We start from the raw sequence: 15,235 nt of genomic DNA on the forward strand, positions 1-15,235 counted from the left end.
GCTCACCAAATAATTAGCTTTAAGTATAGCAAAGCACATTGTTTGAAAAATATAGTTGCGACTAACGTATATGATTCAATCTTATCTGACTTAAATTGAAGCCTAAATGAATGTCGGTTCGTAACGTGACTAAATTTTTACTAATAATAAAATCATCCATACCCCTGTTTAACTTATTTTTTAAGCTTTGTTTGCAATCATCACTCGCCAGTGCTGACTCAATATCACCGAACTTGTTTAGCAGTTGTGAGGCTGATTTATTGCCTACACCTGGCACACCGGGGATATCGTTGGTTTTGTCTCCAGCGAGCGCCCAGAGATCAATAAGTAAATGTTTTGGGACATCGAAACGTTCCGTAATTTCTTGCTCCGTTAACCAGTTCTTTTTAAAATAGTCAAATACACTAATGTACTCACTTGTTAGCGGATAAAAACCTTTATCTGTAGAGATAATCGTAGAGTGAATTCTTCCCGCTTGTGCTTTAGCCGCTAACGTTGCAATGATATCGTCAGCTTCATCTTGCAATGGTCGATATGCTGTAACGCCAAGCTCCGAAAAAGCCTCAGCCATAATATTTAAATTATCGGCAAGTAAACTGGGCATAGGTTTACGAGAATGCTTATATTGCTCAAAATAATGATAACGCCAGCTTTTATCGCCATCAAATATAGCAATCATGTGAGTTGCGTTAGTTGCTTTGATTATTTTTTGCGTTGCGTGTTTCACGCGAGACTTGCAAGATGAAATTATATGCTGGTCACTGTGGTGACTTTGTTGTACATCTACAGCAAAAATGCGCCGAATTAAATTCAGCGCGTCAATAAGTACTAAGTTTTTTTTCATGCTTTTATTTTATAACACGGTATATATTTACTGCCTGGAAGCTTCATTCTACCTTGATCAACAAATGCTTGCAGAAGTTTATCCATATCTTTCATCAAAGAGGTATCACCACTTAAAATATAGGGGCCGTGGCTTTGTATTGCTTTTATTCCTTCATCTTTAACATTACCCGCAACAATTCCAGAAAATGCTCGTCGCAGATTGGCGGCTAATTGTTGTGTAGGTTGTTCTAGATGTAAATTAAGACCAGACATATTATCGTGAGTAGGCGCAAATGGCATTTGAAACTCATTGTCAATTTTTAATGTCCAGTTGAAATAGTATGCGTCACCTTGCTCCTTTCTATATAAACGAACATCTGCCATACTGCTTTTGAGCTTCTTGGCGACAAGCTCGGGGTCGTCAACAATGACTTCAAACTTACTAAGTGCTTCTTTACCTAAAATACTTTCAACAAATGCGCAAATCTCATTGAAATAGGCTGCAGACTCTTTTGGGCCTGTTAAAATAACAGGTAAGCATTGCTTAGCGTTCTCAGGGTGAAGTAGTATACCGAGTAAATAAAGTAACTCTTCGGCAGTTCCCGCACCTCCTGGGAAAATAATAATACCATGTGACATACGGACAAACGCTTCTAAACGTTTTTCTATATCAGGCAGTATCACTAACTCATTCACAATCGGGTTAGGCGGTTCAGCAGCAATAATACTGGGTTCAGTTAACCCTAAATAGCGATTACTGGTGATACGTTGTTTTGCATGACCAATGGTGGCACCCTTCATTGGGCCCTTCATTGCTCCGGGTCCACAGCCAGTACATATATTCATACCACGTAAACCAAGCTGATACCCAACTTCCTTGGTGTATTTATATTCAGTTTCGTTAATTGAGTGGCCACCCCAACAAACGATCAAATTCGGGTCTGTGTTTACTTGCAATGCATCTGCATTACGAAGCATATCGAAAACCATATGTGTGATTTCACGGGGGGCTTCGATTTGTTCTTGATGCTTTTGGCAAATAAAAAGGATGTCACGAATGACAGAAAAAATGTGTTCGTGGATCCCTATGATGATCTCACCGTCAACAAAAGCCGTACTAGGTGGGTTATCTAACTCGATTTTAATTCCGCGTTCTCTAGCAATAAGGCGAATAGCAAAATCTTGGTATTTATTATAGATTTCTGAACTTGAGTCAGTATGGCTACCAACATTTAGTACTGCAAGTGCACAGTTTCTAAACAATCGATAGCGCTTACTATGTGATGATTGTTGCAGTAAGTCTACTTCTAATTGAGATAGAAGGTTCAAAACACCTGTTGGGTTTAACTGTATTTGCATAGGCATACTCCTTGTTATTCACGAAGACAAATTCGGTCTCTCCCGCTATTTTTTGCTTCGTAAAGTGCATCATCTGCTCTATCAAAAGCCGACAACGGTGTATCACCATCTCTAAATTGTGTTGCACCTAAAGAAATAGTGATTTGTACTTGTTTTTCTTTAAATTTAAAAGGGATCGACTTAATTGTGGTTCTGACCTTCTCTAACGGTTGTTTTGCTTGGCCTAGTGGCATTCCAGGCATAAGTAAAACAAACTCTTCGCCGCCATAACGCGCAATAAAGTCTGTTTTTCTAATAGACTTTTTCAATGCGCGAGCAATGACTTGCAGTGTTTTGTCACCGGCGCTGTGACCATACTGATCATTGATAGATTTGAAGTGGTCAACATCAATTACAACGAGGGTTACATCTGATTTTTGCACATCGAATAAATGAAACTCTTGATTAAATCTATCATCAAATGCGGCTCTGTTAGGTAGCTTGGTAAGCCCATCTAACAAGCTCTTAAAACGTTGTTCGGATAGGCGCTTTTTATAATTAGTTACTTTAGATTCAAGTACATTAATGCGCTCGTTAATTTGCTCGAAGCTTGCAAAAAGGGCTTCTTTATCAGCTCGCTCTAATCTTTCTCGCTCAACCAAATCGTGACTTAGAATTTTCAGTTCTCCGTCCACTAATGATTTAAGCTCCGCTATCGATGTCGCTTTTTGAGTTTGCTCATTGAGGTTTTTTATTTTTGATTCAATTTGCTTATTTAAACCATTAAGCTCATTACTCATTGAACGTGAGTTTTTGGTTGTACTAATGATAGATGTATGAAGTTCTTCTAGTGTTTGGTTTAACGACACCAAAAAACCCTGCGCAGATTGACGCTCTCTGGCAATACTTTTTGCAATGATCCTTATTATCCCTAAACCGGACTCTAACAATACGTCGACGTTGTCATTGAGACTAATATTATTCTTTATCGCTTTTACTTCGTTAGCAACATCTTCATCAAAAATAAGCTCGTTAGCCAGTGCGAGTAATTCAGCTGCAATCTCTGGATTTTTATCAGAACGGCTGTTTGCGTCAGAATCAGTTAAAATAGTTGCTTTACTTTGCAATGCCTTGTGATAAATCGTCACGAGTTTATCAAGGATTGGTATAAACTCGTTCGTGGACTGTACGTCCAATTCATGATCAAGTAAATGGCGTAACATTCGTCTGCCATCTTCAGGTAAACCTTTTACTCTTTGAAGTTGTTTTCCTGAGGTTGTGATCGATTCCAATAATTTTCTATGATTAGCAGAATTCACCGCTTCTTGTTGCTTGAGCATTGCTGACATATTGTCGATTAACGGGGCAAATTCCTCAAAATCCATGCCTTTGTTAAGCGCACTTCTAAATTTAGCAAGTTGGTTATCTAGGGCAACGTCTTGTCCTTTGCAGCTTAGCGATAATTTCGCAGAAAATTGAGAAAGCACATCTACTTGATGTTTTCTTGCTGTTTCTAAGGCCTTGCGAACTTTTATTGCTTGTCCGAGTTTTTTTTCTAATTGCTCAGTATTATCAGTCACAAATATAGACCACTTCCATCGTAGATAAACACGCTTTTAAGTTTACAACAAATATTTGATTAATGTAGATGATTTTGTAATTAGCTGCTAATTATTCATCCAATAATGTAGATTCACCGCGTTTTTTAAATAATCGGTCGTATCTTTGTTAGGGTCCGTGGAACCGACGTTATGTAGAAATAATTATGATTAAAAATACTGCTTGGCTAGCCTTGACGGCATTGCCGTTTTTGTCTTTTGCTGAGGTTGAATATAGGCTGAAAATAGATCAACCAGAACATCATTTAGGCAATGTATCAATTTCATTTCCAAAATTAGCGCAATCTCACATTGATATCCAGTTGCCCGATTGGCGGACTGGTCGTTACGAGATTTTGAATTTGGCAAATGGTGTACGTTTGTTCTCTGCGACAAATAGCCTTGGTGTTGAATTAGACTGGAATAAAGTAGATAAAAATACTTGGCGAGTCCATTTTGATAAGCCAACAGAAGTGAAAGTGAATTACCAAGTATACGCGAATGAACTTGGACTGCGTGCTAGGCACATCGATGATAGTCATGCATTCATTGATGCTTCAGGGTTTTTCATGTTTAGTGATTCATTCAGGCAAGAACCCATTAATGTTGAGTTGGAAGTTCCCAAAGCGTGGCGTTCTGTTTCTGGTATGAAATTCGGTGACAATGAACACAGTTTTGTTGCTCAAAACTATGATGTGTTATTAGATTCGCCAATTGAGACTGGTATAAATGATTTAAGTAAGTTTGAAGTCGATGGCCGACAATATGAGTTAGTTGTTTGGGGAGAGGGGAATTATGATATTGCGCTTATGTTGCGAGACCTTAAAAAGCTGGTCAAAACTGGGTCGCTGATCTGGGATGATTATCCGTATGAGCGTTACGTGTTTATGGTACACGCTACAAGTGGTGCCCGAGGTGCTACCGAACATTTAAATTCAACTATAATCCAGAGGCATAGAGATAAGTTTTCAAAAAGAAAAGATTATATAGGTTTCATTTCTACTGCGGCGCACGAATTCATTCATACATGGAATGTTAAAAATTATCGCCCTTCTGGCCTAGTTCCTTACGATTATGTCGACATTAACTATAGTGATCTTTTATGGTTGGCGGAGGGTTCTACGAGTTATTTAGAAGATTATCTATTACTAAGTGCAGGAATAACCACCAATCAAGAGTACTTCAAAAGTTTGACTCGCTCAATTAACCGGCATTTGGCGACCCCTGGTCGAGAAGTTCAATCTGCGGCGGAAACCAGCTTTGATAAGTGGATTAATCAAGGAGGAGATCATGGCCGAAATTATAGTACAAACATTTATTCTGAAGGTGCGTTAATATCTATGGCATTGGATATTACGTTATTAAAGGATTCTGATGGTGCGGTAAATTATAAAGATGTTCATCGGGAACTTTACAAGCAATTTAAGCTGCCAAAATCTTTTACCAGTCAGGATGTGAAGAATATACTGAAGCAAGTGAGCGGTAAAGATTATTCTCACTGGTGGACTACGCACGTAGATAGTCCATTAGACATTGATTTTGACGAACTACTCAGTTTGGTTGGTCTACAACATGTACTGCCTACATCAGCTGAAATAACCGCGAGTATTAATGCTCAGGCTAGTATTTCAGGTGAGTTGTTACTTTTAACACATGTAGCTCGTAATGGAGCTGCTTGGAATGGGGGATTGACAGCAGGTGATAAAATCGTCGCCATTGATGGCCATCATGTAAGGAATTCGTTGGCACAGACGCTAAAGTTATTAAAACCTGAAAAAAAGGTCCGTGTAGATTTTATTCGTAGACATAAAATACATAGCACTTATATTACTTTAGAAAAAGACTATAATATGCCTAAAGAAGTGAAGGCAATTAAAAACCCATCAAAATTGCAGAGAAGAATGTATCAATCTTGGATGGGAGTACCACATCCATATAATATGTAGGTTTATATTGAATGTTACTTTTTATTTAAGTATGGCCATATAAAATTTCTGAATTTATAATAAGCGGAGTTAACTTCGCTTATTATTTACTATCTAATGTATATTTTCAGAGCCTTGTTGATCAAATAGAGGACTACTAATCAATTGCTTAATTTTAACTCTGTTGTTGGTATTTGGACATATCTAGCCTGTTTATTACCTTCACTTTAATCATCGTTTCAGTATACTGACTATTAAAATGACGACTTGTAAGCTTATCACCCATTAATTTTTTAAGCTGATACATTGCCGTCTAAGTAAATGTAGATGTGTGGACTTCCCTGAATTAACTTTCCACTGCGCTAACCTATTTTGTCATGTTTAAATAGGTTAGCGCTTAATCAAATATTGATGTTACTGAGCTGAACTAAAGCACGATTGTACTGTGAGTTATTTCTAATTTTCTTCTTGACCTAAAAATACGGATTAAAACGTTATATTGCCTTATCTTATATAATCGAATTTAATCAATGAATTAGATGGTGACGACAAATAACATAGCTGTTTATGAAATTGTTAATAAGTTGCGTCAATTATGGAAATAAAAAGAATTGACACTAAGTGCATATTGAATAAAATAGGGACACTCAAGTTTGAGTTTATATATTTTTAAGGATAATAATATGCATTTAAAAAAAATTGCTTTTTCAATACTCTCATGTTCAGCTGTTTTTTCTTCGCTTTCAAATGCGGCAACAGAGCGTTTAGAATTTCAACAATTCACGCAAGTTGAAATTAGGAATTCAGCTCAAGGTCTCTGTTTAGATCCACAGGGTACTTCAGGTGCTAAACGAAGTGATGTACAGCTTTGGACCTGTGATAATACCCTAGATCAAAAATGGTATATTGAACCTTTGGGAACGTGGGAGAGTATTAAACTCGGTGGTTCCTTTAGAATAAAAAATGCGGCATCAGACCTATGTTTAGATGTTCGTGGTGAAAATGGAAGTAAAGGGGAAAATGTAGGTATCTGGAACTGTGAGTTTAACACTGACCAATACTGGAGAATAGATGGTAATTTACTCATTAATACCTCTAAGGGCTATGTATTAGACCCTAAGGGTAAATCAGGTAGCCATGGGGCTGATGTGGTTATTTGGGATTGGGAAAAGTTTTCAGATGACCAATACTGGTATACTGTAAAATAAATTATTTTAAATAGTCAAAGGGCACTTTAAACTAAAGTTGCTCTTTGACTTACTATTGATTGAAAAAATACAATGAGAATTTCAAAATAAAACGATTGTACATAATGATCCAGGGAAAGAGTATAAAAACACTGTAAATTCAATTTATCCCTGTAAATTTTATTATTAACACAAAGTGGATAGGTGTTATACACCAATTTTAGGTCCGCTCTTTCAGCGCTTTAATTACGTCGCGAGTGGCTATCATATTTAGTCGTTTTTCTTGAAACTGATGCCACTTTCGCTTCCAAAAATGCTTTTTAACAGGTGTGCTACTCGACGCTTTAGCTATATCACTTTCAAATTCACCCGCTTGTTCAATATAGTAGGGCATTATCGAATAAACTGGCACTGCAGTTTCCCAAATATGCTGTATATCAGTATCTACAGGTCTGGCAAATTGCTCAGAGGCTTCAAGAAGTCTTTTTGCGCCTTCTAAACTAATCGCTTGAGCGCAACATCCTGTCATGGCTTTTTTATGAATTACAAGACTAAACAGACCATTTAATTTTTGTGAGTATGCAATCGGCTTTTTTCGGTTTTCATAGGCTGCAAGCTTAATGAGTTGCCAATCGAAATTGAGGTTTTTGATCGTATTAAAAACATCATGTAGGTTTCCTACAAGTTTGAAATCATCTTCGATTACAATGGCATAATCAAGTTTACGGTCAACGATGGTTTGCCACGCCTTTCTATGACTCAAATAGCAACCAATTTCCCCTTGACTAAGTGCTCGGTGGTATTTTTTGCTATTTAAATTTGTACTATAATGGCGATGTAATTCATCATAACTGAGGGATTTACCATATACTCCCGAGATTCGCTCAAAGCTCAAGCTTTGTTGGTTTAGTCTATCCGAGCAGGCTTTCAAACGTTGTGTGCTCTGATCTAAATTAATCAAAAAAATGGGGGGAACAATATTACTCATTTCAGTGAGATCTCAAGTTTAAAATGCCAAAAGTACTTTTATCTATTTTTGCTGTTACTACAAACGATAATAAATTGCAGCCAGTTAAACCAATAACAAGAGCAAAAGCGCAATGAAGAGGTTTTACCATGGTGAGGTCCTTAACTATTTTTAGCAAGCATACCATGGTAAACCGTAAAGAACAGAATAGCGTTATTTCTGCCTGCTTTGTAGGCAACTTATAACACTCGACAAATCAGTTTCACTTCGTTGTAACAACACCAGCAAGTGATAAAGTAAATCAGCAGATTCATTCTCTAGTTCATTTTTGTCTGCCTTCATAGCTGCTAATGCGACTTCAACGCCTTCTTCTCCTACTTTTTGGCAGCTTCGACTGATGTCTTTGGCAAATAATGAAGCAGTATAGCTTGTCTTAGGGTCATCTTGCTTACGAGATACAATCACTTGTTCTAACTCGGCTAAAAACCCAAGGGCAGGTTTTGCTTCTCCAAAACAGCTTTGAGTCCCTAAGTGGCAAGTAGGTCCTTCAGGAATAGCAAGCACTAAGATAGAGTCTTGATCGCAATCAGTATGCGCACTCACTAAATTGAGCACATTGTTAGACTCTTCTCCTTTAGTCCATAAACGCTGTTTTGAGCGAGAATAAAAGGTGACTAATTTTTTCTCTAACGTTACATTTATTGCTTCTCTGTTCATAAATCCTTGCATGAGGATCACACCTGATGTGGCGTGTTGAACGATAGCAGGTAATAATTCTGCTTTCTCAAAATCTAGTTTTGAAATGTTGGTTGGTGTTAATTGCATAATCTGCTCGCTATATTTTGAGTGGCTAAAAATTGCTTCAACTCTTTTATATTTATTATGTTTTTGTGGAATACACTAGCGGCCAAAGCGCCATCTACGTGACTGCTTGTAAACACGTCGGCAAAGTCTTGCATGGTACCAGCGCCGCCAGAAGCGATAAGAGGTACGTCACATATTGCTCGAATTTGACTTAACTGGTCGTTATCATAGCCTTTTCTTACGCCATCTTGATTCATGCAGTTTAATACGATTTCACCTGCGCCAAGCTCTTGAACTTTCCTAACCCAATCTTGGGTTTTATAGCGTGTACGGCTAGACGCATTTGGATCTCCAGTCAACTGATAGACCAAGTATTCATCTGATTGTTCATCATAAAAACTATCTATACCTACCACGACGCATTGTTTACCAAACTCATCATGTAATTCCTTAATAAGCTCTGGTCGGGCAATGGCAGGGCTATTAATACTTATTTTATCTGCGCCTTGCTCGAGTACTTTCGCAGCATCCGCAACGGATTTAATGCCCCCAGCAACACAGAAGGGAATATCGATATGCCTCGCTATATTTTCTACCCAATTTACATCCAGTAAGCGCTTTTCAACACTGGCGCTTATTTCATAGAATACTAATTCATCAGCGCCAGCTTCACTGTATAGTTTAGCAAGATCCAATATATCTCCGACGACCTCATGACCTTTGAATTTGACGCCTTTAACAACTTGTCCATTCTTCACGTCTAAACAGGGAATTATGCGCTTTGATAACATTTTAGCGCCTCCTCAACTGTAAACGCATTATCTAATAACGATTTTCCAAGGATTATGCCGCTGACGCCAATCTTGACTAGTTTTTCTATGTCTTCTAATGAGCTTACCCCACCAGAAGCTTGAACCTTTATAGCAGGATTGTGCTTGCACAGTTGTTCGTAAAGAGTAAATGATGGACCTGTCATCGTGCCATCCTTGCTGATGTCCGTACATAGAAAGTCAGCAATGCCTAGGCTGGCATAAAAATCGACTAATTCAAACAAATCGACTTTCGCATCAGAAAGCCACCCATGTGTCGCGGGTGCCCACCCACTTTCAGTTTTATTAACATCCAGGGCGATAACAAAGTACTCAGGCCCGAATTCTTTTATCCAGTTCGATACTTCTGCTTGTTTATCGACCGCCATCGAACCAATAACAACTTGTGCGGCTCCTGCGTCAAGCCATTGCTTTACATCTTCATAGCTACGAATACCACCGCCGACTTGATAGGGTACAGATAACGCGCTGGTCGCGGCTTGAATTTGCAGCCACTGTTTATTTTTAGGGTCTCTGGCGCCCTCAAGGTCGACTAAGTGCAACTTTTCTGCACCACTTTGTTGGTAAGACATCAGTCGTTCATCTAACTGAAACGGATAAAATTGTGCGGTATCGTATTTACCTTGATATAGCCTCACAATCTGGTTTTGTAATACATCTAGCGCAGGTATGATCATCATAAATTCCTTTACAGCTGCCAATTTAAAAAGTTTTGTAACAAAGTTGCGCCAATTTTAGCGCTTCGTTCAGGGTGAAATTGCATTCCTGCATAATTATCTTTCGCTACGATTGCAGAAAAACGCTGACCATACTCACTCTGAGCAAGGGTTACTGAACTGACTGCATGCGCGAAACTGTGTACAAAATACACCTGGTCGTCGCTATTGATATTTTCAGTTAATGGGTGCTTGATACACTCGCTTAAATTATTCCATCCCATGTGAGGTGCAGTTAAGTCTTTCACATCTAGTTGAGAGATCACGCCAGGTATTTTACCGAGACAGTTTATATCGCCTTCTGCGGTTTTATCACAAAGTAGCTGCATACCTAGGCAAATGCCCATTAAAGGCTTTTGGTACTCATCAATTGCCGCATTCCACCCAGAGCTAGTAAGGCGCTCCATTGCCACTTTAGCATGGCCAACACCTGGTAATATTGCACGGTCAAAGTGTACCAATTGCTGAGGATCAGTAATAACTTCAGGGGTAACACCCAGCCGCTCAAAGGCAAACCGCACAGAGTTTATATTGGCACACCCAGTATTTATAATTGCAATCATAAGCACCCCTTAGAGCTTGCCGTTTGTTGGGTTATATCTTGGGCTATCGCCATTCTTAAAGCGCGTGAAAACGCTTTGAATAACCCTTCAACTTGGTGGTGGCAATTTCCATCAGACACCGACAAAATTAGACTAAACTGTGCATTGTCTGCTAAAGATTTGAAAAAGTGCTCTACCATTTGCACATCCAAATCGCCGGTGCTCTGTCGTGTGAAATTGGCATTGAGTACAAATGACGCCCGCCCAGACAAATCTAGCTGGCATTCGGCTTTACATTCATCCATTGGGAGTGAAAATCCATATCGGGCAATCTGTGATTTTGTACCAAGTGCTTGTTTTATCACTTGCCCCAAAGCAATGCCAACATCTTCTACTAAGTGATGCTCATCAATATGTAAGTCACCTTTAGCGATAATATTCAAGCCTATATTGGCGTGCGTTCTTATTTGGTCTAGCATGTGGTCAAAAAATCCTAGTCCAGTCGAAATTTCGCCATTTTTTGTTTGGTCTAGGTTGGCTGATACGCTGATCTGTGTTTCTTTTGTATTACGGCTTACAGTCGCTTGCCTATTTAATGTCGTTAATTGTGTGACAATGTGGGACCAGCTTCCTTCATACAAAATGCCTTCAATGCATAAGTTTTCGGCAAGACCTATATCGGTTTGACGATCCCCAATCACATAAGATTTAGCAAGATCCACTTTGCCAGAGCGCATAATATCGGTCAGTAACCCGGTTTTAGGCTTACGACATTGACAGGCTTGCTCGTCAAAATGGGGACATATGAGAACGTCTTCAAAACGTATGCCTTCACCTTCAAAGATCTCCATCATTTTGTCTTGTGCAATATCAAAGTCAGCAGTTGGGAAACTATCAGTGCCAAGCCCGTCTTGGTTAGATACCATGACAAGCTTGTAACCTGCATTTTGAAGTTGTAACAAGGCTGTTATCACATTTGGTAACAGCACGAGCTTTTCAAGGCTATCTACTTGCTTGTCTATTGCTGGCTCATCTATTAACGTGCCATCTCGGTCGATGAATAAATATGGACTACTCATGATTAATTCCTTACACCTGCGCAGAGATGGCGTTCAGCCAATCTTTTACAGATTTTAATTCTTGTTCATTACCAATTGATATGCGTAACCAGTTATCTTGGTTGTATAACTTAAATGGCCTCATTATTAAACCTGTGTTGGTAGCAAGCGTTAAAAGTGCTTTGTCTTTTAATTGCAAAGTAACGAAGTTGCCTTCACCACTGAGTATTTTCGACACTGCGGGAGATTGCTCCAACCAATCTATGAGCGTTGCTTTTGCTTTATTCAAGATCACTACTTGGCGTCGCATTTGTGTAATTGCGTCGCTGCATAACGCATTGGCGGCAATTTGCGCCACAACAGTTGAAACTGGGTAGGGCGCGATTACTTTACGAACCGGAGCGAGTGTATTTTTGGCGCCTAACATGAAGCCAGTACGCAAACCCGCTAATGCAAATGCTTTTGACAAGGTTCTCAATACAACTAGATTATCAAAGTCTTTGATTAATAATGCACAAGAATATGACTCAGAAAACTCAATGTACGCTTCATCAACAACAACAATGGCTTTATTTGCTAGCGCTTTAGTAAGTTCAGCAATCTTTTCTACAGAGGTGACGGCACCTGTTGGATTATTTGGATTACATATAAACACCAGCTTACTACCTGACACAGCATTAATGATGTCTTTTACTTCACCATTGAGTAATAAGTCTTGAGATAAGCTGTTAATTTGAACATTGTGGGTATCGGCAGTTACTTTATACATCCCATAGGTTGGTAAGAACAGGGATATACGGTCTTTTGCCGGTTCACAATATGTACGTACTAAGAGTTCAATACCTTCATCTGCACCTCGGGTCATAATGACCTGATCAGAGTCCACACTTGCATAAGTTGAATAGGCATCGATAACAACCTGAGGTTGTGGATCTGGGTATCTATTTAAGGCGCGAATCTCGATGCACGCCTCTTTCGTATACGGACTTTCATTCGCGTTTAGCCAAGTATTGCCCGATATTTTTTCGCTTTTAGCTGAACTATAAGCTGTCAATGCTGCTATGTTGTCAGGCAATAAGGTTGCTTGTGCTGGTTTATTCGTCATTTTCTAATTGCTCCAATCTTACTTTTACGGCATAGGCGTGAGCGTCTAACCCCTCGGCCTTTGCAAGGGGGAGTATCGCCGTACTTAATGACTTAAGCCCTTTTTTCGATATTGTTTGGACCGTATATGTTCTAAAGAAATCTAATAGATTTAAGCTAGAATAAACTTTGCTATAACCATAAGTCGGTAACACATGATTGGTGCCAGATGCGTAATCCCCTGCAGATTCTGGTGTGTAATCTCCCACGAATACAGAACCGGCATTGGTAACCAAGTCTAAGTATTTCTGAGGCTCTTTGAGTTGTAAGATTAAGTGTTCAGGCCCATATTCTGCTGAAACTTTGAAAGCTTGCTCGATTGAATCAACTAATATCAAACTGCTATTTTTCATTGCTGCTTTTGCGATGTCTGCACGAGGCAGGCATGAAAGTTGTGAACTGATAGCTTGCTGAGTTTGGTTAATTGTTTCCTGATCATTACAGAGTAAAATTACCTGTGAATCTTGGCCGTGTTCTGCTTGAGATAAAAGATCTGCAGCGATAAACTGAGGATTAGCACGCTGATCGGCAATGACCAGTACTTCTGAAGGGCCTGCGGGCATATCAATTGCGAATCCAGGTTGGTTTTGACTTAGCAATTGCTTTGCCATAGTGACATAACTATTTCCGGGGCCAAAAACCTTGTTTACTTTAGGCACTGAACTTGTTCCAAACGCCATTGCTGCAATCGCACCCGCTCCACCGCTTTCAACAACCGTCGTGATGCCACATAATTTAGCGGCATATAAGATAGCTGGATCAATGCGTTTATCACCATTTACAGGCGTCGCGAGAACAATTGTATTTGCGCCACTAAGTTGCGCACAAACACCTTGCATTAACACAGATGAAGGCAATGGTGCACTGCCACCTGGCACATAAAGACCAACAGCATCAATTGCCTGATAACGAAGCTCACATAGTACGCCTGCCGTAGTTTCCAGTTCGATGTTTTTTGGTCGTTGTGCTTGGTGAAACATTTTAATATTGTTATATGCGGTATCAATTGCCGCCTTCAGTTCCGTCGATAACGCGTGTGCGCTGTTATCTATCTCATCTTGCGGGACAATAAGTCTCACATTACTGCGTTTATCAAATTTCTCAGCAAATGTAATAAGTGCCGCATCACCGAGCTGTTTGACTTGCTCAATTATGTTATTAACAGTGGCTTCAATACTTGCACTGGCTGATACAGCTGGGCGCATTAGAGCGCCTCGCTGCTGTTGTGACGTCAAGTCGTTCCAACGGATCACGTGCCTACTCCATCATTTTTTCAATTGGCATAACGAGAATTGAATTTGCACCCAATGTTTTTAATTCTTCCATGGTTTCCCAGAATAGAGTTTCACTGCTGACCATATGCAATGCGACGTATTCATCGCTGCCAGCCAGGGCAAGTAAAGTTGGCTGACCAGTGCCTGGTAGCAGAGCACAAACTTCGTCGAGCTTGTTTTTTGGTGCATGGAGCATAATGTACTTGCTTTCTTTTGCTTGTTTTACGCCTTTCAAGCGCGGCATTAACTTTTCAATTAAAGCTAATTTTTCAGGATCTTGAAGTGATGGGTTTTGAATAAGGCAAGCGTTAGACTCTAAAATTGTTTCTCCTTGCATTAAACCATTGGCTTCTAGCGTCGCGCCTGTAGAGACTAAATCACAGATCGCATCAGCCAACCCAGCTCTTGGTGCGACTTCCACCGACCCGGTAAGCATCACAGCGCTTGCATTTATATTTTCACGCTTAAGATATTGCTTTAATATTTCTGGGTATGTTGTCGCTATTCTTTTACCTTCAAACCATGATTTTGATTGCTCACCTAATTCTTGTGGCCACGCAAGTGCTAAGCGGCAATAACCAAAATCTAATTTGGATAGCTTAATTACATCAGCGCACTGTTGTTGATTTTGTCTTTCGGCTTGAGACTCTACAAGGACATTTTCACCAACAATGCCGAGGTCGCATACTCCGTCCATCACTAAACCTGGAATATCGTCATCACGCACACGTAATACATCGATAGGCATGTTGGTTGAGTGCGCAATTAAACGCTGTTCACGTAAGTTAAGTTTAACGCCAATTTGTTTTAAAAGGTCTTGGCAGTCTTTTGATAAACGGCCTGATTTTTGAATTGCGATACGTAGTCTATTTGTGTTGCTCATAATTTATTTTCCTTAAGTTATAAAACTAAAAACCCCGAGGGAACCTCGGGGCGAAAATAAGCTATGATTTTTTGCTCGCCGGAGGTTCCTTTTAGGAATAACCCACCAGCGAAATACCTGACAGGTTATCCCGATGAATGATGAT

At 39.5% G+C, this 15,235-nt stretch carries 14 protein-coding genes; 2 read left to right on the forward strand and 12 right to left on the reverse strand.

The annotated features are described in order from the left end of the window. Positions 1-61: 61 nt before the first annotated feature. The 3 genes from xni to J8M01_RS15115 are packed head-to-tail and all read right to left on the reverse strand — an operon-like array spanning position 62 to position 3,743. Positions 62-844, reverse strand: coding sequence for a flap endonuclease Xni (gene xni, locus J8M01_RS15105; protein ID WP_211058553.1), 783 nt, complete (start codon positions 842-844; stop codon positions 62-64). Then, entirely contained in the window at positions 841-2,184 is a 1,344-nt protein-coding gene (gene ppnN / locus J8M01_RS15110; protein ID WP_211058554.1) for a nucleotide 5'-monophosphate nucleosidase PpnN, read from the reverse strand. The genes xni and ppnN overlap by 4 nt, the downstream gene beginning before the upstream one ends. Before the next feature lie 14 nt (positions 2,185-2,198). After that, positions 2,199-3,743, reverse strand: a complete 1,545-nt coding sequence (locus tag J8M01_RS15115) for a GGDEF domain-containing protein (protein WP_192509245.1) — start codon at positions 3,741-3,743, stop codon at positions 2,199-2,201. A gap of 185 nt (positions 3,744-3,928) precedes the next feature. Between J8M01_RS15115 and J8M01_RS15120 the strand changes: the two genes are divergently transcribed. After that, positions 3,929-5,707, forward strand: coding sequence for a PDZ domain-containing protein (locus tag J8M01_RS15120; RefSeq protein ID WP_211058555.1), 1,779 nt, complete (start codon positions 3,929-3,931; stop codon positions 5,705-5,707). A gap of 662 nt (positions 5,708-6,369) precedes the next feature. Continuing rightward, positions 6,370-6,894 (forward strand): RICIN domain-containing protein, encoded by a 525-nt coding sequence (locus J8M01_RS15125; protein WP_210994890.1) that lies wholly within the window; start codon positions 6,370-6,372, stop codon positions 6,892-6,894. A 199-nt stretch (positions 6,895-7,093) separates the two neighbouring features. Here J8M01_RS15125 and J8M01_RS15130 read toward each other — a convergent pair whose 3' ends face one another. The 9 genes from J8M01_RS15130 to hisG form a co-directional block, all read right to left on the reverse strand. After that, on the reverse strand, positions 7,094-7,861 hold the full coding sequence (locus tag J8M01_RS15130) for a glycosyltransferase family 25 protein (RefSeq protein ID WP_211048867.1): 768 nt from the start codon (positions 7,859-7,861) through the stop codon (positions 7,094-7,096). A gap of 192 nt (positions 7,862-8,053) precedes the next feature. Then, complete coding sequence (hisIE, locus tag J8M01_RS15135) at positions 8,054-8,665, reverse strand: bifunctional phosphoribosyl-AMP cyclohydrolase/phosphoribosyl-ATP diphosphatase HisIE (RefSeq protein WP_211058556.1); 612 nt, start codon at positions 8,663-8,665, stop codon at positions 8,054-8,056. Continuing rightward, positions 8,656-9,435, reverse strand: a complete 780-nt coding sequence (gene hisF, locus J8M01_RS15140; RefSeq protein ID WP_192509251.1) for an imidazole glycerol phosphate synthase subunit HisF — start codon at positions 9,433-9,435, stop codon at positions 8,656-8,658. The genes hisIE and hisF overlap by 10 nt, the downstream gene beginning before the upstream one ends. After that, a complete protein-coding gene (gene hisA, locus J8M01_RS15145) occupies positions 9,417-10,151 on the reverse strand; it encodes a 1-(5-phosphoribosyl)-5-[(5-phosphoribosylamino)methylideneamino]imidazole-4-carboxamide isomerase (RefSeq protein ID WP_192510141.1) in 735 nt (244 codons plus the stop codon). Before hisA ends, hisF begins: the two co-directional genes overlap by 19 nt. Before the next feature lie 11 nt (positions 10,152-10,162). Further along, entirely contained in the window at positions 10,163-10,753 is a 591-nt protein-coding gene (gene hisH / locus J8M01_RS15150; RefSeq protein WP_192509252.1) for an imidazole glycerol phosphate synthase subunit HisH, read from the reverse strand. Beyond that, the gene (gene hisB, locus J8M01_RS15155) at positions 10,750-11,811 is read right to left on the reverse strand and encodes a bifunctional histidinol-phosphatase/imidazoleglycerol-phosphate dehydratase HisB (RefSeq protein ID WP_211058557.1); all 1,062 of its coding nucleotides are present in this window, start codon (positions 11,809-11,811) and stop codon (positions 10,750-10,752) included. The genes hisH and hisB overlap by 4 nt, the downstream gene beginning before the upstream one ends. 10 nt (positions 11,812-11,821) lie before the next feature. Then, positions 11,822-12,895 (reverse strand): histidinol-phosphate transaminase, encoded by a 1,074-nt coding sequence (gene hisC / locus J8M01_RS15160; protein WP_211058558.1) that lies wholly within the window; start codon positions 12,893-12,895, stop codon positions 11,822-11,824. Then, complete coding sequence (gene hisD, locus J8M01_RS15165; protein ID WP_211058559.1) at positions 12,885-14,186, reverse strand: histidinol dehydrogenase; 1,302 nt, start codon at positions 14,184-14,186, stop codon at positions 12,885-12,887. Before hisD ends, hisC begins: the two co-directional genes overlap by 11 nt. A 4-nt stretch (positions 14,187-14,190) precedes the next feature. Beyond that, entirely contained in the window at positions 14,191-15,090 is a 900-nt protein-coding gene (gene hisG / locus J8M01_RS15170; protein WP_192509256.1) for an ATP phosphoribosyltransferase, read from the reverse strand. Positions 15,091-15,235 lie beyond the last annotated feature (145 nt).

The organism is Pseudoalteromonas sp. MMG005 (assembly GCF_018101015.1).
GTDB lineage: Bacteria > Pseudomonadota > Gammaproteobacteria > Enterobacterales > Alteromonadaceae > Pseudoalteromonas > Pseudoalteromonas aurantia.